The organism is Pseudoalteromonas xiamenensis (assembly GCF_030994125.1).
Lineage (GTDB): Bacteria > Pseudomonadota > Gammaproteobacteria > Enterobacterales > Alteromonadaceae > Pseudoalteromonas > Pseudoalteromonas xiamenensis_B.
The window spans coordinates 588,146-610,387 of sequence record NZ_CP099918.1 but is presented as its reverse complement, the minus strand read 5'-3'; the positions used below and the strand labels follow the sequence as shown (position 1 = coordinate 610,387).

17 protein-coding genes and 1 pseudogene are annotated in these 22,242 nt (G+C 44.4%); 12 read left to right on the top strand and 6 right to left on the bottom strand.

What is annotated here, in order from left to right; genetic code table 11:
* Positions 1-4 precede the first annotated feature (4 nt).
* The 4 genes from NI389_RS19730 to NI389_RS19715 are packed head-to-tail and all read left to right on the top strand — an operon-like array spanning position 5 to position 5,101.
* Positions 5-1,465: an AMP-binding protein gene (locus NI389_RS19730; RefSeq protein WP_308363211.1), complete on the top strand. Its 1,461-nt coding sequence runs from the start codon at positions 5-7 to the stop codon at positions 1,463-1,465.
* Positions 1,462-3,756, top strand: coding sequence for a beta-ketoacyl [acyl carrier protein] synthase domain-containing protein (locus NI389_RS19725; RefSeq protein WP_308363210.1), 2,295 nt, complete (start codon positions 1,462-1,464; stop codon positions 3,754-3,756). The genes NI389_RS19730 and NI389_RS19725 overlap by 4 nt, the downstream gene beginning before the upstream one ends.
* Positions 3,753-4,073, top strand: a complete 321-nt coding sequence (locus NI389_RS19720) for a RedY (protein ID WP_308363209.1) — start codon at positions 3,753-3,755, stop codon at positions 4,071-4,073. Before NI389_RS19725 ends, NI389_RS19720 begins: the two co-directional genes overlap by 4 nt.
* 20 nt (positions 4,074-4,093) lie before the next feature.
* Positions 4,094-5,101, top strand: coding sequence for a hypothetical protein (locus tag NI389_RS19715; RefSeq protein ID WP_308363208.1), 1,008 nt, complete (start codon positions 4,094-4,096; stop codon positions 5,099-5,101).
* 84 nt (positions 5,102-5,185) lie between these two features.
* Here the strand turns inward: NI389_RS19715 and NI389_RS19710 are convergent, their stop codons facing one another.
* The 4 genes from NI389_RS19710 to NI389_RS19695 all read right to left on the bottom strand — a co-directional run bounded on the left by NI389_RS19710 (position 5,186) and on the right by NI389_RS19695 (position 9,797).
* The gene (locus NI389_RS19710) at positions 5,186-5,914 is read right to left on the bottom strand and encodes a YebC/PmpR family DNA-binding transcriptional regulator (protein ID WP_308363207.1); all 729 of its coding nucleotides are present in this window, start codon (positions 5,912-5,914) and stop codon (positions 5,186-5,188) included.
* Positions 5,915-6,046: 132 nt separating this feature from the next.
* Complete coding sequence (locus tag NI389_RS19705) at positions 6,047-6,637, bottom strand: HAD family hydrolase (RefSeq protein WP_308363206.1); 591 nt, start codon at positions 6,635-6,637, stop codon at positions 6,047-6,049.
* A 227-nt stretch (positions 6,638-6,864) separates the two neighbouring features.
* A complete protein-coding gene (locus tag NI389_RS19700) occupies positions 6,865-7,353 on the bottom strand; it encodes a DUF6702 family protein (RefSeq protein ID WP_308363204.1) in 489 nt (162 codons plus the stop codon).
* Positions 7,353-9,797: a M1 family metallopeptidase gene (locus NI389_RS19695; protein WP_308363203.1), complete on the bottom strand. Its 2,445-nt coding sequence runs from the start codon at positions 9,795-9,797 to the stop codon at positions 7,353-7,355. Before NI389_RS19695 ends, NI389_RS19700 begins: the two co-directional genes overlap by 1 nt.
* 355 nt (positions 9,798-10,152) lie before the next feature.
* On the opposite strand from NI389_RS19695, the gene NI389_RS19690 reads away from it, so the two are divergent.
* Genes NI389_RS19690 through NI389_RS19675 form a run of 4 tightly spaced genes read left to right on the top strand, consistent with a single transcriptional unit; the run spans position 10,153 to position 16,005 of the window.
* Positions 10,153-10,392, top strand: coding sequence for a hypothetical protein (locus NI389_RS19690; protein ID WP_208844851.1), 240 nt, complete (start codon positions 10,153-10,155; stop codon positions 10,390-10,392).
* A gap of 57 nt (positions 10,393-10,449) precedes the next feature.
* The gene (locus NI389_RS19685) at positions 10,450-11,664 is read left to right on the top strand and encodes a metallophosphoesterase family protein (RefSeq protein WP_308363201.1); all 1,215 of its coding nucleotides are present in this window, start codon (positions 10,450-10,452) and stop codon (positions 11,662-11,664) included.
* Complete coding sequence (locus NI389_RS19680) at positions 11,661-15,320, top strand: AAA family ATPase (protein ID WP_308363200.1); 3,660 nt, start codon at positions 11,661-11,663, stop codon at positions 15,318-15,320. Before NI389_RS19685 ends, NI389_RS19680 begins: the two co-directional genes overlap by 4 nt.
* A 16-nt stretch (positions 15,321-15,336) precedes the next feature.
* Complete coding sequence (locus NI389_RS19675; RefSeq protein WP_308363491.1) at positions 15,337-16,005, top strand: class I SAM-dependent methyltransferase; 669 nt, start codon at positions 15,337-15,339, stop codon at positions 16,003-16,005.
* On the opposite strand, the gene NI389_RS19670 is transcribed toward NI389_RS19675, so the two are convergent.
* Positions 15,947-16,357 (bottom strand): response regulator, encoded by a 411-nt coding sequence (locus NI389_RS19670; RefSeq protein WP_308363199.1) that lies wholly within the window; start codon positions 16,355-16,357, stop codon positions 15,947-15,949. The genes NI389_RS19675 and NI389_RS19670 overlap by 59 nt on opposite strands.
* A gap of 307 nt (positions 16,358-16,664) precedes the next feature.
* On the opposite strand from NI389_RS19670, the gene NI389_RS19665 reads away from it, so the two are divergent.
* On the top strand, positions 16,665-17,273 hold the full coding sequence (locus NI389_RS19665) for a MarC family protein (protein WP_308363198.1): 609 nt from the start codon (positions 16,665-16,667) through the stop codon (positions 17,271-17,273).
* A gap of 74 nt (positions 17,274-17,347) precedes the next feature.
* Here NI389_RS19665 and NI389_RS19660 read toward each other — a convergent pair.
* A pseudogene (locus tag NI389_RS19660) lies at positions 17,348-17,865 on the bottom strand (DUF6942 family protein).
* Between the two features lie 56 nt (positions 17,866-17,921).
* Between NI389_RS19660 and NI389_RS19655 the strand changes: the two are divergent.
* The 3 genes from NI389_RS19655 (at position 17,922) to NI389_RS19645 (ending at position 22,208) form a co-directional block, all read left to right on the top strand.
* Positions 17,922-18,443, top strand: a complete 522-nt coding sequence (locus tag NI389_RS19655) for a lipocalin family protein (protein WP_308363196.1) — start codon at positions 17,922-17,924, stop codon at positions 18,441-18,443.
* Positions 18,444-18,586: 143 nt separating this feature from the next.
* A complete protein-coding gene (locus tag NI389_RS19650) occupies positions 18,587-20,476 on the top strand; it encodes an alkaline phosphatase PhoX (RefSeq protein WP_308363195.1) in 1,890 nt (629 codons plus the stop codon).
* A 58-nt stretch (positions 20,477-20,534) separates the two neighbouring features.
* Entirely contained in the window at positions 20,535-22,208 is a 1,674-nt protein-coding gene (locus NI389_RS19645; protein WP_308363490.1) for a hypothetical protein, read from the top strand.
* Positions 22,209-22,242: the final 34 nt, after the last annotated feature.

The window sequence follows — 22,242 nt, the reverse complement described above, 5'->3', positions numbered from 1 at the left end:
GAGTATGTTTATACAGCGCCTCCTTCAATTTGCAGTGCAGTCGCCAACGGCGACTGCACTCATTTGTGGCGATAGACACTATTCTTATGAACAACTCGCAACACGGGCTGTTCAAATTCACCGCGCTATCTCAGCGCTAAACCTTGCAGAGTCTCAAGCCGTTTTAATTGATTTACCAAAATCGTTTGATGCGGTTGCGGCAATTTATGCCTCTTGGATGTCGGGTCTTTACTACGTACCGCTTGACTACAGCCAGCCTGATGAGCGTAAAACGAAAATTCGCATCGCAGCAAAACCGAGTTTGGTCATTGACGATGTATGGCTGACGTCAAATTGTGCTCAAGAACTCAGCTTAGATGAGCAATTTGATCTCAGCGCGATGACCGAGTCTGAATTGGCTTGTGTGCTGTATACGTCAGGATCTACCGGCACCCCAAAAGGCGTGCAAATAACCCATGCGATGCTGTCCTTTTTTGTCGATTGGGCAGTGAAAGACACGCAATTAAGCGCCAGCGACGTGTTGTCGAACCATGCAAGCTTCGCGTTTGATTTAAGTACCTTCGACTTATTTGCCGCGGTGTCTGTCGGGGCAAGTGTCTGGGTAATTCAAGAGCACGAACAAAAAGATCCCAGTCTTCTCATTGAAGGTATCGCACGCCATCAAGTCTCCGTTTGGTATAGCGTACCCTCAATGTTGGTCATGCTGGAAAAATCAGGGCAATTTAATGTCGATTCATCGAAGACCTTACGTGAAGTCATTTTTGCAGGAGAACCCTATCCAGTGGGGCTTTTGCAACGTTTGATCCCTTGTCTTACTGAAACCTGTCGTTTGAGCAATTGGTATGGACCGACAGAAACGAACGTGTGCACGGCGTACGAAGTACCTAAAGCAAAGCTAGAGACTTTCGCCCATTTGCCTATTGGGATGCCTCTAACAGGGCTTAAAGGCTATATCGAAGATGAATATGGCGAGCGCTACCCGGTGTCCACTGAACTGCGTGTTCAAGGTGAGCTATTGATTGAAGGACCTTGTGTTACGCCAGGGTACCGCAATATCACCTTGCCGCGTGTCTCTAAACTGCACAAAGAGCATGTTCACCCTACTGGGGATTTAGTTGAGCAGACGGAAGAGGGTTTGATTTATCGTGGTCGAATAGACCAAATGGTTAAAATTAACGGCTATCGCGTTGAACTCGGCGAAATCGAAGCCGTACTTCACCGTCACGCGGATATTTTACATGCAGCGGTTTACGTTGAACTGGGCGAAATGCAGCAGAAATTGGTCGCGGTGATAGAACAAGCGCCCGACACGGCTAAATTATCCTTGCTGAGCTTAAAGCGCTTTTTATCCGAACATTTACCGCCGTACATGCTTATTCACAAAGTCATTGTGACGTCACAAATCCCTTTGAATGCCAATGGTAAAGTCGAACGAAAGCGTCTTTCGGAGGTTGAGCCTGCATGATAGAACATCACGATTTGCCCTTAGCGGTTATTGCCGTAGGAACGGCGTTTTCGTTTGATTACGGATTAGATGGATTGCCGTTTGATGCTAACTTACCAACGCCACAAGACTACCCATTTAAAGTAGCAGGAGAAGCAATTAAAGGGGCTCCTCACTATGCCGTAAACTTCGATTACAAAAAGTTTTCTATCCCTCCTTTGTTCCGAAAAGCAGTAAGTCGAGAAACAAGACTCGCGCTTTTGGCTGCGGACAATGCACTAAGAGGTCTAACTTTAGGTGAAGCGCTGCGCGATTTTACGGATCAGTATTGTGCAATTCATCTTGGAAGTGATGCGGCATATCGAAACGCGACCAAAATTATGGCGATTAAACGTTACGCGGAGCAATTACGCGAACAACAGTTGTCAGATGAGGCTATCAAATCACGGATTGATGACTTTAAATTGGAGCTTGCCTCGCAATTTGGTGCGTCTTCCCATGACCGTGTTGGGGAAATGGCATCAAGCATTCCCTCTCGTATTGCGCACTTTGCAAAAACGCGAGGCAAATGTCAGACCATTGATGCTGCGGACTTAGGAGGCCTTCGATTAGTCGAAATTGCTAAGGATGCGTTGCGACACAGCGATTCAAAGGTTGCTGTACTTACTTCGGTGCAATGTTTCCATCAACCCGCGCAAATCGACCTTTTACAAAGCATTGGTGTAAAAGCTCGATATTGGTTAGAAGGTGCGGTGACGTTGGTGGTATGTACGCTTGAAACCGCTAAACAGAATGAGTTTAAAATCATCGCTGAACTCGGTGACGTCACCTCTAAAAAAACGTCACATGCACTAGCCCAACAAGCCTACTTTAGTGGAGCAAATCAGGTCTTTTGTTCTCTGCTCGGTATGTTTAGTGAACGTAAAGCGGCAGTGATGGGGCAAAGCGTGCGTGGAGTAACGTGGCAGATTAACGCTGAATCGACGGCTCATGCGATGTCCTATCACCAGCCTGTTTATGTCACTGACGCAGTACCAATTACGGCTCAAGGGTATCAGCAAGCTGATTTTTGGGACACGTTGGTGAAGGGGCGTGACACGTTAAAACCACACAGTACCGCGCAACTCGACCGAACGGCGTTTTTCCGTAGTAGTCCACAAAAACTCAGTACCTATATTGAAAATACCATGGGATTTTCGTCTCATGAAGCGATGCAAACCGTACTTGAAAAGCCCATGATGCCAGCTAAACGTCAGCGTTTAGACGTGACTCAGTTGCATCTACTCAATGCGGCGGACCATTTAGCGTTACCTTCACTAGACGCAAAGAAAGTCGCCATTATCGTTGCGACTAATTTATCTCTACAAAGCGACCGACTTCTCGGCGCTAATGCGTTATGGCAGTCATTGCCGAATGCGTCCGTGCAATTGCCGAAGACCCGTTTGGCGGACATCGGTCGTTGGAGTTGGCATGGAGCATGCGGGGTCGGCAGTGCCGAGCTGCTGGCTGAGAAATTAGGTGTCGAAGCAGATTGTTATGCCGTCGAAGCCGCTTGTGCAAGTTCAATGGCGGCATTTCATAACGCCATTCGCGCGTTGCAATCTGGTCGTTATGACGTGGTGATCACAGGTGGTATTGAGTGCGCGACGTTAGAACGCGATTTAGTGCTTTGCGGCGCTCAAATGATGCTGTCTGCGACACGGATTCGGCCATTCGCTTTACATGCAGATGGTTTTACCCCTGGTGACGGAGGCGGTCTCTTCATTTTTGCCAAAGAGCCAATGTTGAATGAACCTAAGTGTCAGGTTATGGCTATTTCAGGCTCTTGCGACAGTCGTTCAATGACCGCCCCAGACCCTGAAGGCCAAGCGTTAGCGATGCAAAAAACCATCACACAACGTAATGACATTACACCAGACGCAATACAGTACATTGAAACTCATGGTACTGGTACTGATCTTGGTGACAAAGCAGAAGCAATATCTATCGCGCAGCACTACCATCGAACGGAGCAGGCGCCTCTAGTCCTTGGTTCAGCAAAATACAATTTTGGTCATTGTTTTGCTGGCGCGGCATCCATTAGCTTATCAAAAATTTGGGCCGCATTTGCAGCCAAGCAGTTACCACCGACGCCAATTCTTGGCGAGCTAAATACAGGGCTTGCGCTTGAAGCGATCCCCGCAACCGTACTTCAACAGAGCGAGCGTTGGCCAATTCATGCTACAACTCAATCTCGACACGCAGCGATTAATGCCTTTGGCACTGGCGGTATCAACTATCACCTCATTTTGACTTATAAGGAACATTCATGAAAACCATCGTACATAAAATTCGCCTAAAAGACGTGTCACAACGACTCGCTTTTCGGGATTGGGTCGAAACGACCGATTATCGGGCGTGTGAATCATTGGACTCCGTTGCGGCGTTCGATGTCGTTGAAGTATCTGATGCAGCCGATGCGCCATTTCATTTCATTGAGATAATCCGCTTAAGTAGTGTTGAGGCGTTCAATGTGGATATGCAAACGCCTTTGTTTCAAAGTTTAGTAAGTCGCTTCTCAGAAATGGCTGATGTAGTAGAAGAAATAGAAGGCGAGCGAATTGGGTTAGGTTACGCCATTTTTAAGTAAATGAGAGCAAGGACACGTTGATGGATGGATTTTATGAGGCGTTAGAGCGTGCAATCGAAACGGCCAGGCTCGCACCTTCTTCACATAACTGTCAGCCTTGGCGAGTGGATTATAGTTTACTATCCCAAGAGGTTTGTGTTGGTTTCGATAGCCATCGCGTGTTACGTGGGCTTGACAGTTTAGAACGAGAGATGTTTATCAGTGCAGGCGTATTTACCCACTTTCTCACGGCGTTGTTGGCATGCCAAGGCTATCAATTGAATTGGCAATGGCAAGGTGAGCAAGAAGGTCGTCGCGTGTTAGCAACAAGCGCCATTACCAAATTGAGTAAAGGCGCTGATGTAGATGAATACCATGCGCTAAGTCAACGTATTCGCGAACGCCATACGATTCGCAGCGCATTTAAGCCTGAGGCTGTAGACATTGATTCGCTTGAAACGATTGTTCAGCATGCGTCGTGTCATTTCTTTTCCGCGGATCACGTGGGTACGAACTTAGGTAATTTAACTAAGCAATACGCTGCATTGGACTTTACCAACAAGTCGGCATGGGAAGAAACGTACAATTACATTCGCTTCGATGAGGATGAATTTGCTGAAGATGGATTTTACTTACGTAATCTATTTGGTCCGGTTAGTAAGCCGTTTCGCCTGTTGTTTCGGTATGGGTTTCACCCAACAATGATGCCAATCAACAAGCGCTTAGGGCTTGCAAAAAAAATGGCAGTGGGACTTGGAGAATTGGTCGAGAGTGGGCCTTATTACCTGGCGTTAAGTCCAAAAGAAAACTCTCAAGAAGCCCTGTTTGAGTGCGGTTATGAATTAGGTGTACTTTGGTTGCATATGCAAAAGCAAGGGATTGGGCTTCATCCAATCAGTGTTTTAGTACAACATGAAACAGCGCGAAAAGCGTTGGCGCAGAGTCTTCAATGTCCTCCTCCTGCTTTCTTTGCTCGACTTGGGCACATTGATCAAAGCGGTGTGGACGCACCAAGGCGCAGTGTTGAAAGCATTTTGAACTGTGTTTAGGATATAGGTGTAAAGGGGCTTTACAGTTTTTTATGACAATAAAAAAGGAGCTAATTAGCTCCTTTTTTATCGAGTAGTTATCGTTTAGTCGCGGATAACAACCGCGTTATGGTAAACGTTTTGAACGTCGTCACAATCTTCAAGCATCGTGATGAACTTATCAAAGTTGGCAATTACTTCTGGATCAGAAATCTCAACACTGGTTTGTGGTAGGAACGTGATTTCATCTACATCAAAGTTCACGCCTTCAAACGCTTCAGTTAGCGCAGTCTTGGTTTTGAAGTATTCAGTGTGAGGTGCAAAAACAGAGACTTTACCGTCTTCTACTTCTACATCCGTTACATCAACATCAGCCATCATCAACGCTTCAAGCACAGCTTCATCGTCATCACCTTCGAAACCTAGAATCGCTAAGTGATCAAACATGTGCGCAACACAGCCAGGGCTACCGATTTTTGAATCTGTTTTTGTGAAAGGTAAACGAACGTCTTTGATTGTGCGGTTTGGATTGTCCGTTAGACAGTCAACAATAACCATACAGTTACCCGGACCATAACCTTCATAACGTGCTGGAGAGTAATCTTCACCTGCGCCGCCCGCAGCCTTTTCAATCGCTTTTTCGATTACGTGAGCAGGAACCTGATCTTTTTTTGCTTTATCAATTAAGCGACGAAGAGAAAGGTTAGTTTCTGGGTCTGGGCCGCCGTTTTTCGCCACAACGTAAATTTCTTTTCCGTATTTTGAGTTTACTTTGGTTTTCACCGCTGCCGTTTTTGCCATGGCATTTTTGCGGACTTCAAATGCTCTGCCCATCTTAAATCTCTATATGCAATTTAGTTTAATTTGACGAGATTTTAACAAGACAAACGGATTTGGGCTATACCCAAAATCAAAGGAAACGCGACTAATTCAATATTTAGGGCCGAGTGCTTGTCCTAGGGCTTGTCACTCGCCGCAAACAATCTTAATAAGCGTCGTGAAATCTTGAATGACGCAAGTAGCTTGCTGATGATAAGGAGGCAGCTCGTTTGGCGCGTACAAGCAACTCGCCATACCTGCATTGTGTGCGGCGAGCAAATCATAAAGGTAGTCCCCAACATATAGACATTGTTCCGGCTGCAATCCCCAGTCGTTGGCGATGAGAAGGAGGGCTTCTGGATCTGGTTTTGCTGCTGCATCTTCACGACTCAGAATTATGTCAATCGGCAATTTGCCGCTTTGTACTTTTATGTGGCTTGCTTGTCTACAATTACGCGTTACGATAGCGAGCGGCAAGCCGTTTGATTTGAAATGATGTAAGGTGTCCAAAACCCCGTCTATTACGTTGGCTTCTTGTGCGTCTTGAAGTTCAAAAGCGATGATGGCATCAATCGCACATTGCTGAGTCTCAATACATGTCATGGCATCAATATAGGCCAAAATATCTTGTTCTGGCGGACATTTAATTGCTGCACGCATTGCTTGAAAATCGAGGGATGAAGACATCAATGTGCCATCGAGATCAAAAATAACGCCTTGATAGACTGTGGAATTCAACAGGTGTACTCTCTTTAATAGCCAATTAATAGCCAATTAATAGCCAAGTTTTTGGATACCTACTCGCGTAAGTATTACTGGGATCAAACCAGCGCGTATTTACATAGTTTAGCGAGAAAATAGCCCGCAGGACACTGCATCAAGGAGCAAATTACGACGAATGAAAAAACGCGTACTACTTTGGTTTTCGCTACTCAATAAATACGCGTTGGTTGGGGGAAAACGGTTTATTTTATAAAGACTTCAAGCCAATCATCTTGCCCATCAAAATGCATGCTTCGCACGCTTCCTAATCCTTCTATGTTCACTAGGTTCATCTGCTCAGCCCAAATATCACGTAGCACATTATTGCGCATTCGAATGGACGTTACATTGGTCACCAACGGCGTTTCTTGATAAACCCATAAAAATTTACCATCGACCTCAAAACCGACGTTTTCTAGTTTAAGAGGTTTGTGGTTAATCTCTAACTGAATACGGTCAAACGCGTAATCTGCAAAAGAAGCCTGATCGGCTTTGTTCTGCAAAATATCCGCGTGTTTGCCAATGAGTTCACCAACAGCGTGTTCGGTATCGTGTAAATAATAGCGGTGCATAAGCTCAATATGACCACTGTTTTTGTTAAACAATACGGTAGTGACGGCAGCTTTAAGTTGATGTGCACTGGCATTAACTGCCGTGCACATCAAAAGCATTAAACTAATGAGGTATCTCATTAATTATTTTTCTCCAGCGATTTTTTTGGGTTGTCATCTTCTACTGGTTTTAGCTCAGTTGTGATGTTGTGCATCGTATCGCGCTTCAATCGTTCATCCCCTTTCTTGTGCTTATAGCTTTCAAGGCGTGATTCAATGATACGACGTGGATAGTGATTATTTTCTACGTCTACATCAGCAGTTTCCCAGCGAGGGTCGACGGTAATTGATTGCAGTTCACGGCCTTTGTCCGTCACAATTAATTTGCTCACTTTATGAGGTGAACGTCGCCAAATTTCAGCCGGTAGTACCCGTTCTTCTTTCGTTCCATCTTGGTATGTCAGTTCAAGCAAGATAGGCATGACTAAACCACCTAAGTTACTGAATTCAAGTACATAGTAGTTCTTTTGTTCAGTGATCGCTCGGTCTAACGCTTTTCGCTCCCAAGGTTCTAAATCACTTAAGAATTCCCGGTAGTCGTTACGTTCTTTATTTGTAACGGTAAATTGGTCATGTTCGTCGTAGAAATCTTTTACGTCTTGATTGCGCTCAATCCACAGCGTTTTGCCTTCTTCTTTATTACGTTTTACGAATAAAGGCATTGGCTTATCCTGTTCAATGCTTCTTAAACGACCATAATCAACGTCTGGATTGTGTGTATCAAGAGACAAACGATAGACCCGATCAATCGAGATATCCACATGGTCGGTGGTGTAAAACCAGCCTCGCCAGAACCAATCTAAGTCAACGCCAGAGGCTTCTTCCATCGTTCTAAAGAAATCAGCCGGTGTAGGACGCTTATACTTCCAACGTGTTGCGTATTCTTTAAACGCAAAATCAAACAGCTCACGACCTAAGATCACTTCGCGAAGAATATTAAGTGCGGCCGCAGGTTTAGTATAGGCATTGGGACCAAGGTGAAGTACACTGTCTGACTGAGTCATAATAGGTACTTGGCTCTCGGATTTCATGTAAGAAACAACATCTCTTGGTTCAACACCCCAAGGAATATTCGGATCCCATTCGCGTCCCGCAATACCATCTAAGAAGCTGTTTAGACCCTCGTCCATCCAAGTCCATTGGCGTTCATCGGAGTTAACAACCATTGGGAAATAAATATGCCCTACTTCGTGAATAACGACCCCGAGTAAGAATCGCTTTTCAGCAAGCGAATAGGTGCGAGAACCATCGTCCTGTAGCTCTGTGCGAGGTCCGTTGAACGTGATCATCGGGTATTCCATACCACCGACTGGCCCGTTAACTGACTGAGCAACAGGGTAAGGGTAATCAAATGAAAAGCGAGAATACACTTCCATCGTGTGTACAACGGCTTCTGTTGAATACTTTTTCCAAAGGTCCCCACCCTCTTTAGGGTAAAAGCTCATCGCCATGACCAATGGCTGGTCTTTTCCACCTTGATGATACCCTTTGGCATCCCAGATGAATTTACGTGACGATGCCCAAGCAAAATCACGCACATTATCGGCTTTGAAATGCCAAGTTTTGGTTTCGCTTGTGCCCTCTTTCTCGTTTTCCAGCGCTTCTTCTTCGGTCACGATAAAGACAGGTCTTTTTGCGTTTTCAGCGTCTTTCAGGCGCTTCTGCTGCGTTTTAGACAGTACTCTGCTGGCGTTTGTCAATTCACCAGTAGCGGATACAACATGATCTGCAGGAACCGTAATATCGACGTTGTAGTTACCGAACTCCAACGTAAATTCACCGCGCCCTAGAAACGCTTTGTTTGTCCATGCTTCATAGTCTGTGTAGGCAGCTAGACGCGGAAACCACTGCGCCAATAGGAAAATGTCATTGCCATCTTTTTCAAAATGTTCATAGCCTGAGCGCGCGCCTACCGCGTCTTCTTCGACGATGTTAAAGGCAAAGTCCATCGTGAATGCTGTGCTTTTGCCTGGTTTAAGTGGCTCATTAAGGTCGACGCGCATTAAGGTATCGACAATGGTAATGCGTAGAGGGTTACCTTGACTGTCTTTAACATTCGCTATTTCATAACCCAGTTCGTTATCCGACATAAATTGCAAACGACGCAGATTATTGAAGCTTATCTGCGCAGGTTTTGCGTCAGGCATAGGCTTAAGTGCGTTATCAAACGTTGCACTTCGCTCAGCAAGAGAATCGGACTTGAAAATGTTTTGATCTAATTGCAGCCAAAAGTATTTCAAGGTGTGTGGGGAATTATTCTTATAGTCAATTTTTTGAGAGCCACGTAAACGCCTTGCTTTCTCATCAAGTGCGACATCAATGTCGTAGTCAACACGTTGTTGCCAATACTGTTCACCCGGTTCACCTGCTGCACTGCGATACACGTTTGGTGTAGGTAGAACCTCGTCCAATTGACGAAATTTGTCAACGAAGTCCCCTTTGGTTTGCTCGATGGCTGAGGCGGATACCGTACTGCTAAATGCAATAGGTAAACACAGCGAAAGCGCTGAAATTAATTTATTCATATCTTTAGTACTACCCATGACTAAAATGACGGTTGTATGAAGGTGGGAGCGTCGCAAAATGTAAGCGGTGTAGCAACCGATACACGACCAAGTGACAACGGTAAGGGATAATTGAGCGTTTTATAATCGAGTCGATAATCGATGCTGTAACACCCATTATAACAAGGCCGCTATGGTCAATATTTCGTCAGGTTATAGTCCCTATTTTAAAAATAAATCCATTTAAAGGACATTTACTGTTGTAATTCGAACTATTTTGTCTTTAAAATCGCGCACTTTTTTATTTCCGGGCAAAACTGGCGCTGGTTTTGCTGTGTAATTGATACCCCGTTTAGCAAGAAATGTGGTGAGCAGTATGGATTTCTACATACTAAAAAAGAAAGAAGAGATCATTGCTATCCCTGCGGATGAGCAAAATTGTAAACAATACTTAGACGAAGGCTATTTTTATATTGATAAAATAGCAGCGTGTAACGAGCAATCGGCGTTGAAGTCGTTGCAAGGCAGACAAACGAAGGTGTTGAAAACACCTGCAATGCTATTGTTATTGGCGATTCCATTGATCATTTTGGTTTGGATGCAACTGATCCGTTAACCTAAGACAATAATCGGTGTACACTGAGCGTTCTGTTATTTCAAGGAAACGCTCTGAATGAAGGTGTTGCACACGTCAGATTGGCATTTAGGACAACAGTTTTACGACCATAGTCGATTAGAAGAACAGCAAGCGTTTTTAGCTTGGTTAGTCGAAACACTTGAGAGTGAGCAAATTGATTTACTCCTAGTGAGTGGTGATGTATTTCATACGGCCACGCCCTCTGCGCAAGCTGAACAGATGCTCTATGATTTTATAAAATCAGTAAAAGCGACCTGCCCGCAAACACAGTTAATTTTTATTGCTGGAAACCACGACTCCCCTGCCCGTATTGAAACGGCAAAACCGTTGTTAGAGCGTTTTGATTCGCATGTCATCGGTCGCTTTGATCGTAAAGATCCTTCTCGTGTCGTTGTGCCATTAAAAATCCACTCGGAAAATGTGTTCGTTGTTGCGATGCCCTTCCTTCGACCAAGCGACATTAATGCCTCTCAAGATGAACTTTCTCGTTACGAAAACGCAGTGCGAATGGCCTATGAACAAGCTTGTGCAACCATCGAATGCGCTGAACCCTATACCCTTATCTGTATGGGCCATCTTCATGCGAAAGGTGGTGACATTAGTCAAGATTCAGAGCGTAACTTATGTATCGGTGGGTTTGATTCGGTCAGCGCTTCTATTTTTCCATCTAATGCAAATTACGTTGCGTTAGGGCACCTCCATAAAGCGCAAAGGGTCGCGGGCAGCGAAGCCATACGTTATTGTGGCACGCCAATGCCCATGTCTTTTGCAGAAAAAAAATATAAACATCAAGCGCTTGTGCTGACTTTCTCAAACAGTCAGTTGGAAAGTGTAAAGCCCCTTTACATTCCAAGGCACAAAGAACTGATCCAAGTGCCCGCCGAAGGTGCCTTGATGCTCGATGCGCTTTGCGAAGAATTAAAAGCACTGCAGGTTGACGCCGCGTCACCAACCCCTTTTCTACGTTTACGTATGGACGCCAAAGAAACAGATAGTCAATTTCGCGCAAAAATTGATGAAGCAATGAAGCATTTAAACGTCCACTTCTGCGGTATTGAACGTGTTTCCACGAGTGAGCAAGGCGCTGTGGAAAGTGCTATGTTCGACATTGAACACGCTAAAGAAGTTACAGTAAGGCAACTTTTGGAGTTTGCTTATCACAGCCAAATCGATAGCGAAGCTGAAATTCCGGCACATTTAGAAAGCTTGCTCGATACGTTGGTCATGGAATTAGACGAGAACGAACAATGAAGTTAACCAGCATTAAAATTCAAAATTTAGCCTCAATAAATGAAGCGTTTATTGACTTTACTGTGTCCCCGTTGGTCGAAACCGGTCTGTTTGCGATAACCGGAGATACGGGCGCTGGTAAAAGCACAATACTTGATGCCATTTGTCTCGCGCTTTATGGCAAAACAGCGCGTCTTCGAAATGACCAAAAGAACAAAGTTGATTTTAATGGCGATGACATTAAATTAAATGACCCTCGCCATTTGTTACGTCGAGGTACTACACAAGGCCAAGCTGAGGCCTGTTTTATTGGTAATGACGGTAAACCCTATCGAGCTGTTTGGGAAGTGAAGCGAGCAAGAGGTAAAGTTGATGGTCGTTTGCAATCTGCGACACATCAACTATTCAATGCCGATGATGAGCTACTTGCAGAGAAGAGTCAGGCTCCAGAGTATATTGAGCGCGCGCTTGGTTTGAGCTTTGAACAGTTCAGCCGAGCCGTCTTACTTGCACAACATGAATTTTCTGCCTTTTTAAAGGCTTCTGGGGATGAGCGAGCACAGCTGCTTGAACGGCTAACCGGGAGTGATAAGTTTAGCCGTATTGGGCAGCGCATTTACGAGGTCTATCAACAAAAGAAGCAGGCACTTGAAACTCAGCAAGCAAGACTTGGTGATATACACATTCTACCTGATGAGCAAGTTGAACAGCTTAAGGTAGAGCAAGCCGCACATCAACAGCAACTCAATGAACTTCGCCACCAGAGCGAGCAAGTGAATCTAGACGTATTGTGGCATGAGCACTTCGAGCGGTTAAACACGAAACTCAGTGAGTATAAGCAAACCATCATAGAAAAAGAGCGTGTTTGGACAGAAAATAGTGCGCTATTTAATCGAGCCAAACAAAGTCTAGCGGCACAAGAAATAGCAGATAACCGAACGACCTATAAAAAATTGCTTGCGACGCAAGCGAATTTGAAGACGCAGCTTGACGTACTTTCGTCGCAAAATTGGCAGCCTCAGGTCGATATTCAGCAAGCCGAAGTTGAAAAAGCAACGACCGCACTCGACGCCGCTAAGCGACAATTAGAATCGGCAAAACCAGTCGCAAGGGATGCATCATCGCTTGATGCACGAAGTACGCTACTCACCGCGCAGCTTAATGAACTCGAAAAGCAATTAAACGAACTTTCGCACCGGCAAACCACTTTGTTGGCACAACTGGGCGAGGTTGAAAAACATCTTCAGCAGCAGTCTGAGCAATCACAGGCAACGTTAAGTGAATTGGATACTCGAGTTGAGTTGAGTACGTTAGCGCCCTTGTGGTCTTCAATTGCGCAGGATTTATCTGCACTGGAAGAAATACGTAGTCAGGCAGCACCACTTACTCAGAAATTCGCACAGATTTCGTTGGAACGGCAACGCTCTGCTGAAACGCAAGTGTCGATTAAACAACAAGTGGATGCGTTCTTCGTTCAGAAAGAAGCGTTGACTAAACAGTTAGACACGTTGTCGTTAGAGCTTAAAAATCAAGACACGCAGCGGGGACAATCTCGTTTATCCGGTCTTGATCGATTGAGTGAAAAGGCACTGCAATTTGAAGCGTTGTCGACGCATCAATTGCAGCAACAAAGTGAAGAACGGCAGTTAGGTTTGCAGCTTAGTACGATAGAGCAGCAACTGGCGGATACGGCGTCTCAGGTCAATTTGTCCAATCAACGTGCTGTGATGTCACGAGAAAATCTACAGCAAGTGCAATTCAGAAGTAGCGAACACGTCAGCCAATTGCGTTCGCAGCTTCGGCCGGGTCAAGAATGTATGGTGTGTGGTTCTACGCATCACCCTTACGGTGTTGAGAATATCGACGACCACTGGCTTAACTTACTTCAAGACTTCCAACTCCAAGTTAAAAAGGCTGAGGGCGCGCTGGAGCAAAGCCAGCAACGTTACCAAGAACAGCTCGCTAAAAAAGAGCAAACGGTTACGCGATTGCAATTATTGTCTCAACAAATCAACCAAACTAAAGATCAACGTGCCGTCTTAGAAATCGAACTGACGCAAAGTGCAGCAGAGCTTGCGTTGATTTGGCCACTAAGCTGGACACAAATTGATGAAGAAAGACAAGCCTTAACTCGTTTACTGTCACGTCATCACGAATTATTAAATAACCAGCAAGCGCTTTCTGCTGAACTGAAGCAGGTGACGCAAGAGCATCAAGCGCAACATGACGCGCTTCAGCAAATAATTAATCAAACGACGGGACTTGCAGCTGAACAAAAAAGTATTGAAGAACAACAGTCGGCACTCGCTTTAAAGTCAGAATCCCTACTTCAAAAGCTCAATGTACATGCCCCTATTCTTGCAAAATTTGGCAGCCTTGAACACTCACCTAGCGATGTGCTCAAGGCTGGAGAACAAGCGCTCAACGATCTTGCGGCATTGCAGCAAATGTACGCAAAATTGCAGCATGATCAAATGCTGCTCAAGCAACAGCAAAAAGCCGTGCAAGAATCCGTGGAACAAAACAAGGCTACATGTCAGCGTTTAGAGGTCGAAAGCCAAGCATTAATCAAAGAAAAAGACGCAGTAATCACGGCTCGAAATCAATTAATTGCACCGACGGTTAGCACGCAGGAATGGCTTGAATCTTATGAGAAGCAATGGCTTTTAGCACAGGAGCATGGGCAATCAGCCTCGAATGAATTACAGAAACGGATTAAACAACGCGACGAACACGTCATGACGTTAAAACACCTAGATGCATCGCTTGCAAAAAATACAGAAGAGTTAGAAGCAAATCGTGTTCGTTTTACGACTTGGCTCGAAGGTTTTGTTTTGCAATATCGCATTGACGACGTTGAACTGGATGCGTTATTGGCTATGCCAAAGGAGCAACGAGAGGCGCTGCTTGAGCAATCAGAGCATTTGAAAGAGGTGCTTTCTCAAACAAAAGCCAGTGTTATCGAACTTTCTAAGCAGATTGAAGAACATAAGCTTACGCAACCAGAACCAAGTAAAACGATGCTTCTTGAACTGAAGCCTACGCTTTTAGCAAGACTTGATGTCGTGCAAAGCAAACTAGTTGAACTATCAACACAGTTAGCGACTCAAGCCCAAAATGTTGCGCTATTGGCCGATAATAAAGAAAAACTGAATGCGTATCTGCTAGAGCATGAACATTGGCAGCTACTGAACCGATTACTCGGCGATGCTACGGGTAAGAAGTTGAGAAATCTAGCCCAAGTACAGTCGCTTAAATTGTTATTAATGTATGCAAATCAGCATTTAGTCAGCCTTTCAAAACGTTATCGCATCACCTCAATTGGACAAACGTTGGACATTGCAATTATTGATAAAGACATGGCTGACGAACAGCGCTCAATCAGTACACTTTCGGGTGGAGAATCTTTTTTAGTGTCGCTTGCTTTGGCATTAGGATTGGCATCGTTGTCGTCGAATCAAGTATCTATTGGTTCATTATTCATTGATGAAGGGTTTGGTACTTTGGATCCAGAAACCTTGAGTGTCGCGTTAGACGCCCTTGACGCACTGCAAGCACAAGGTCGTAAAGTGGGGGTTATTTCCCACGTAAGTCAAATGAGCGAGCGCATTGGTACACAAATAAAAGTCACAAAAGGCGCGGGAGGCCAGTCTCGCGTTGAAGTAGTACAATCTTAATTGAAAGGAGTTAATGATGCCAACGTTTAAAGGCGATGAAGCGACTAACTACGATAGCCGAATTCAGCGGCTAATACCTGGCTATGAACTGCTGCATGAATTAACGTTGGCTCAATTGCATACTCTTTTCCCTGAAAGTGCACGTATTTTGATTGTCGGCGCAGGAACGGGATTCGAAGTTGTTAAACTTGCTTTGCACAACCCGCAGTGGCAACTGGTCGCTCAGGATGTATCTGAGGATATGTTAGAGATAGCACAATCTCGTTGTCTGGAAGCCGGTGTTCAGGATCGAGTTTCTTTCCTCGCTAAACCTTTGGCGCATGGCAAAAAGGAGTATGACGCGGTTGTGTGCTTACTCGTGTTGCACTTTTTGCCAGACGACGGAGAGAAAACAATCTTGCTAAGAGCGATACAAAGTCATTTGAAAGTAGGTAAGCCTCTGTTTCTCGCGGATTTGATGAAGCCACACACGTCTTTTGAACGAGACTCACAACTTTTCGCTTGTGAAAACTTAGGATTGACGAGCATTGGTGCTGAGCGAATGCGACATAACTTGGCGCATGAATTTTTTCCGCTCGATAGGATACGCTTGGCCGATTTATTGGATGAGTGTGGATTTGATAGCGCTAAGCCTTACTTTCAAGCACTTGGCTTTGTCGCTGTGACGAGTTTTGCTTTGCCATAATGTACTTAAGTTGTTTTTCTAACGTCGTTAGGCAAAATGGTTTTACTATAAAACCATCAATGCGTTCTTTAATAAGCTCATGAATTTTCTCCTTATTGTCTTCGCATGTGACGATCATTACGGGAATTGACTTGAGCTTGTTGTCGTTGTGCATAGTTGAAACCAAGTCCTTACCGTTCATTTTCGGCATGTGCAAATCGGAAATCACAAGATCAAAATGACGTGATTGCAACAGCTCTAATGCTTGCTTGCCATCAGTAGCTTCAACAATATCCGAATACTCGAGCTTCCTTAGCATGTTGATTAGCACGTGACGCATGAGTGGCATGTCATCAACAACTAAAATCCTCATATCGTTTCTCAACCCTCTTTCCCTTCTCGTTTAAAGTTAGTGCAAGGACTAAGAATTGTCAGTGTTTTTAGGATTTATTTGTATGATACCGATGTCGCATTTGAGTATATCCTTCCTAATGTTACTTCACTGACTTAGGCCACAAGTTTGGCGCATTAAGGTGTGGGTCAGTATAGAACGTGTACCATCGCACCTTTTTACCTAAACAGAAGCTAAATAAATGTCGTTTTTGGGTTTAAGTGAGCAATGCGAATATTTGTCATCGCATCGAAGAAAGTCTATCGTGGAGTGAATAGTAGGAGAGCAAATGATTGATTTTGTCGCAGTATTTATATTCTTTTTTGCAGTAATAGACCCTATCGGAACCGTGCCCGTTTTTTTAGCCGTGACCAATGGTTTTGATGCGAAAGCAAAGCGAAAAATAGCTTTGCAAGCCGCTTTTGTCGCCGCTTTGATACTGGTGTTTTTCGTCGCGGTCGGTGAGATTATCCTAACCGCATTGAACATTCCATTGTTAGCTTTTCAAATTGCAGGTGGTATCGTTTTGTTTGTTTTCGCGATGTCGATGATTTTTGGCGAAAGTAAACCAGATGAAGAACTTCGGTTAGTTGGTAAAGAAAGTGAAACTGCGATTTTCCCGCTAGCCGTGCCTTCACTCGCAAGCCCCGGAGCCATGTTAGCCGCCGTTTTATTGACTGAAAATCACCGTTACAATCTGTGGGAACAAGCGCAAACCACGTTAGTGATGTTGAGCGTGGTCATTATAGCGATGATATTGATGCTGGCAGCTAGTTGGATCCATCGATTCATTGGCAACGGTGGAGCGAGTGTGATCAGCCGCGTAATGGGGTTGATTTTGGCGTCAGTCGCAGTCTCAAATGTTTTAGCTGGTATCAAAGAGTATTTCGCACTTTAAATGCAGCATTCGACCAACAAGCGATGCTATTTTGAATACATCGCTTTTAATCCCCTCCCCCGAGTTAATCTTGTCTAATATAGCGTTCTGATTAACTCACAAAGTCGTTCGATTTTAATGTTGCTCAGTTGACGATAGTCGAAAAACGGGCAGATGATGACGCGATGTTCCGTGTTTATGGCGAATTCGTCATCAACCCATATAAATGTAAGCGAAATTAATTGTTGTTCGAGCAACTTTTTTGCATAGGTTCGCCCTGCAATAAGGTGAATCGTCGGTTCTTCATTGAGAACGGGGGGCTGAATAAATAAGCCTCTTTGCCGGTTGCTTGTAGCAAGTGCTGATCTCGATACGTTTGCCAAGATTCTTCTTGATGTTGTGAGTAGGCAGGATGATTTAATGCGTTGAGGAGCTTAGCAAAGACGTTAAATTGTTTGCGCCAACCATTTCCCGCTTCTTGGCCAATCCATTGTATTTCCCCGAGGTCTAAAGCCCGATGGGTTCCGAAATCAATATACCCAGCTATTTTAGGTTTGTGCTCAACGTAAACAGCGATTTTTGGATGCGCTACACCAAATCCAATTCGATCCATTGTGTTTGTAGGTTCGTAAATATATGAATAGCTAATAGTAACAAGGACTCGCAGAGATGAAAAATACGATAATAGTGTCGAGTTTAACTTTGTTGACGGCATGTACATCCGTACCACAAGGTATTGAACCCATCAGTGGCTTTGAGTTGGATCGATATATGGGGAAATGGTATGAAATTGCGCGGATAGAAAACCAATTCGAAGCAGGTTTGGACAACGTCACTGCGGAATATTCGTTAAAACAAGATGGTTCCGTCAAGGTCATTAATAGAGGATTGGATGCTGACAATCAACAGGCTAAAGAAGCCATTGGTACGGCGAAGTTTGTAGGTGATCCCCAAACAGCACACCTAAAAGTGTCCTTTTTTGGCCCTTTTTATGCTAGTTACATCGTGTTTGAACTAGACAAATCTGACTATCAATACGCATATGTAAGTGGCTATAACAAAGATTATCTATGGCTTTTGTCGCGAACACCTTCCCTAAGTGAAAGCCAAATTTTGCGTTTTAAAATGCGAGCAGAGCGTTTAGGTTTCGATTTGTCTAAGCTTGTTTTCCCTGCTCATACAAAATTGTAAAGGGGGTTTACAGTCATAAATATGACCCTAAATTGACTTTTTTATAAACTAAAACCTTAATTTTGTTGTAAGTTTTCTGTCATTAAAGATAGCCAGACTATTCCGCGCTTTAGAATAATTACATTACCTAATTGGAGACTCTCATGAAGCGTGTAGCACTATCTTTATTGGCATCGGCAATTGCCCTGTCACTTTCTGGCTGTAATGGCGACGACGGCGCACAAGGTCTACAAGGACCACAAGGTGAGCAAGGCGTAGCTGGTCAAAATGGTGTTGATGGCACCAATGGATCGAACGGTACGAACGGTTCAAATGGAACAAACGGATCTGACGGTACTGATGGCAAAGATGGTGCAAATGGCGCAGGCTTGGTTCGTATTGCAACGGTTCCTGCTGGTGCAGAAGTGACAGGATTGTTTCTTACCGAAGGTGGTGATTTATTCTTTAACGTACAGCATCCTTCAGATACAAATGCAGCAACTGAAACTTACAACAATCGCGCTTATAATACGGGCACAGTAGGAGTTCTGACCGGTGTGAATTTCAATGAGCTGCCGCGCAACATCATTAATTCACCTGTGCCTTCGTCTGATATGGAAAAGCAAATCGTGATGAGTGCGGTTGGCCAATATCAAATCCTTGGTCAAACAGGTGATACGTTTGCATCTCTCGGAGCAAAAGGTCTTGCAGGTGGTTTAGGTGTTCATTACGGTATTAACACCAAAGCAGAAATCATTAAAAATGACAACCCTGACTTCAATGGTTTCATCCCTACGGGAGAGAATTCAGGCTTTTTATACACGAACTGGGAATCGTACCCAGGTGGTATGAGCCGCTTAAAAATGAGCAAAAATGAGTTCGGTAAGTGGTCTATCGAAGAAGCCATGATGGTGAACTTTGACTTGGTTCACGGAACGGCGGCGAACTGTTTCGGTTCAGTGTCTCCATGGGGTACTCCTTTAACGTCTGAAGAGTGGATAGTTGATTCAGCGGTTAATACAACGACAAACCCGAATTGGAATAACCCAGACGACCATGCGACAGATACGATTGAAGCATTAACCGCACCAGCCTTCCCTAACCCATACCGTTACGGTTATATCGCGGAAGTCCAAAATCCAACTACAGACACACCTGATGTGGTTAAACATTTCACGATTGGTCGCTATGAACATGAAAACTCAATCGTTATGCCAGACCGTCGCACGGTATATTCATCTCAAGATGACACGGGTGGCGTGCTCTTTAAGTTTATTGCAGACCAACCAGAAGACCTAAGTTCAGGTACTTTATATGCTGCAAAACTTACCCAAGATTCAGGCTTAACGGACCCAGCAGTAACAGGTTTTGATATTCAATGGGTTGAATTGGCGTCAGGTACTAACGCGACGATCGAATCGTGGATTGCGCAATATGATGACATCAATACATCAGATTATGTCGATGGAAAAACGAGCTATATCTCAATGGCTGATGTGCAAGCTTGGGTTGATGGTAAAGCGACGTACCCAACAGAAGCTGAAGGCGGCAGCCCTATCACTGCTGGCAAGCCGATGGATAACCGTGTCGCTTTTCTTGAATCTCGTCAAGCAGCACGTTTAAAAGGTGCAACGGCAGAATGGCGCAAGCTGGAAGGTCTTTCTATTAACCAAGACCGTGTACTTGAGGCTGTAACCGGCCAAGACCGCGTACCAGGTGAAATTGTTGAGAAAGCTTATATGTACATCGGCATTTCAGACATCGATAACACCATGATCGATGGTCAAGGCGATATGCAGCTTTCTGCTCGTGTGAAAGATTGTGGCGGCGTGTACCGTGCGCACATTGACAATAATTACAACTTAACGCGCATCGAGCCTGTTGTGATGGGTGGAACTTACCGTTCTAGCTTAAGTGGTGCAGAACGTTGTGACGTAAATCAACTCTCTCAACCGGATAATGTCATCGTAATGAAAGATGGGCGCATTATCATTGGTGAAGATGGTTTCCAAGGTAACAACACACTTTGGTTGTACGATCCAAAAGCAAAATAAGCTTGTTTTAGGAATGCGGTACGGATGTGCCGCATTTTTTTAGCCAAAAAATGGAGTCATAAAAGTGCAATCCTTACGTCTTATTCCTCTCGCACTGGTCGCTATTTTGACTGGTTGTACCGAGCCGGTCATCGAGCTCGCATCCGCTCAGTCTTTAAATTTAGATGAGCATTCCCCACAATTTTCTGCAAAAGCTTATATTGAACATAATGAGGTTTACAATGCGGAATCCGTCATTCCACCGCAGTGTTACACCAAGACAGATGGCGTCCATAATCCATGTTATGCTTGCCACCAAACGTATTCGAAAGATACCGAGCGTCCAAACCAAATGCGGGATGGTGATCTTCAAGGTACCTACGAGTTTTCGGATTTGGGTATAAAAAATCACTGGCGGAACCTTTTTATTGATCGCACAGAGCTGATTTCATCCATCACAGATCAAGATATTACTAACTGGGTTAACACCGATAATTACACGCCATTCATCCAAAAACAAAAATCAAACTCAGATTGGCACGGTGAGATAACGCCCATAGAGAATTTAGCCTACCCTGCCCTAGCCTTCGATACAGATGGCTTTGCTAAAGACGGCTCAGGCTGGGTTGCATTTAACTACAAACCATTTCCAAGTACTTTTTGGCCCACTAATGGTTCAACTGGGGATGTGATGATCCGTTTGCCGATGGATTTTCAAACACGAGGTGGCGTGTACAAAAAAGAGGTGTATCTCGCCAACTTAAGCTTGGTTGAGCTGACGTTGAAAGGTTTAACTCGTATTTCAACCCCCGAAATTGATGAAAATGAAGTGGGTGTAGATTTAAATCAAGATGGTTCATTAACGCTTGTTACAGAGATTTTGGCGACAGAACATTACGTCGGCGATACGAAAGCGGCATTGGCGTACCAACTGTATCCAGAAGGGACAGAGTTTTTGCATACCGTACGTTATATCGGAGTGGATGAGCACGGTAATATCTACAATGCGTCTCGTATGAAAGAGGTGCGCTACATGAAAAAACACGCCTTTAAATCTAAACAGCATCTTGCGTCTTCGTATTACCGAGAAGCGAAGGAGAAGGCCTTTGAGAATTTACCTCAAACACTGTATCTCGGAGACAAAGGAATCAACAACACGTTTGGATGGACCATTAACGGTTACATCGAAGATGAAAAAGGGCAATTACGTCAACAACATGAACAAGAGCTAGCCTTTTGTAACGGATGCCACAAAACCATCGGTTCAACATATGACCAAACGTTCTCTTTTGCGCGGAAGGTGACGGGCAAAAAAGGTTGGGGATACATCAATCTAAAATCGATGAGAGATGTGCCGAACAAAGGACAAACACAAGGTGAGTTTTTAACCTATATGCAGCGAGTTGGCGGTGGCGATGAGTTTCGTCAGAACCAGGAAATGTTAGCTCGATGGTTTAAATCAGATGGGTCGTTGGACGTAGAGAAAGTCAGAAGTAGTCAATCGCTTTATGATTTAATCACGCCATCGCCTACTCGTGCACAATCGCTAAATAAGGCATATTTGACTATCGTTAAAGAACAAAGCTATTTATTCGGACGTGACGCAACACTTGTGAAAGCACACAATGTTCTGACTGAAGTTGATGAAACTCAACATCCTTTAGAGCCGGAACATCGTTATGTATGGGATTTGCAGTTAGATTGGAACGCAGATCAAAATATTACTAACTCAAAGGTGAAAATGAGCAAGTAATAACTCAGATCATGATTTTACTAACTTAACGTTT

Excerpts from the sequence above, each read along its gene's own strand:
- NI389_RS19730 (WP_308363211.1), top strand. The coding sequence starts at position 5 with ATGTTTATACAGCGCCTCCTTCAATTTGCAGTGCAGTCGCCAACGGCG.
- NI389_RS19725 (WP_308363210.1), top strand. The coding sequence starts at position 1,462 with ATGATAGAACATCACGATTTGCCCTTAGCGGTTATTGCCGTAGGAACG.
- NI389_RS19720 (WP_308363209.1), top strand. The coding sequence starts at position 3,753 with ATGAAAACCATCGTACATAAAATTCGCCTAAAAGACGTGTCACAACGA.
- NI389_RS19715 (WP_308363208.1), top strand. The coding sequence starts at position 4,094 with ATGGATGGATTTTATGAGGCGTTAGAGCGTGCAATCGAAACGGCCAGG.
- NI389_RS19710 (WP_308363207.1), bottom strand. The coding sequence starts at position 5,914 with ATGGGCAGAGCATTTGAAGTCCGCAAAAATGCCATGGCAAAAACGGCA.
- NI389_RS19700 (WP_308363204.1), bottom strand. The coding sequence starts at position 7,353 with ATGAGATACCTCATTAGTTTAATGCTTTTGATGTGCACGGCAGTTAAT.
- NI389_RS19695 (WP_308363203.1), bottom strand. The coding sequence starts at position 9,797 with ATGAATAAATTAATTTCAGCGCTTTCGCTGTGTTTACCTATTGCATTT.
- NI389_RS19690 (WP_208844851.1), top strand. The coding sequence starts at position 10,153 with ATGGATTTCTACATACTAAAAAAGAAAGAAGAGATCATTGCTATCCCT.
- NI389_RS19685 (WP_308363201.1), top strand. The coding sequence starts at position 10,450 with ATGAAGGTGTTGCACACGTCAGATTGGCATTTAGGACAACAGTTTTAC.
- NI389_RS19680 (WP_308363200.1), top strand. The coding sequence starts at position 11,661 with ATGAAGTTAACCAGCATTAAAATTCAAAATTTAGCCTCAATAAATGAA.
- NI389_RS19675 (WP_308363491.1), top strand. The coding sequence starts at position 15,337 with ATGCCAACGTTTAAAGGCGATGAAGCGACTAACTACGATAGCCGAATT.
- NI389_RS19670 (WP_308363199.1), bottom strand. The coding sequence starts at position 16,357 with ATGAGGATTTTAGTTGTTGATGACATGCCACTCATGCGTCACGTGCTA.
- NI389_RS19665 (WP_308363198.1), top strand. The coding sequence starts at position 16,665 with ATGATTGATTTTGTCGCAGTATTTATATTCTTTTTTGCAGTAATAGAC.
- NI389_RS19655 (WP_308363196.1), top strand. The coding sequence starts at position 17,922 with ATGAAAAATACGATAATAGTGTCGAGTTTAACTTTGTTGACGGCATGT.
- NI389_RS19650 (WP_308363195.1), top strand. The coding sequence starts at position 18,587 with ATGAAGCGTGTAGCACTATCTTTATTGGCATCGGCAATTGCCCTGTCA.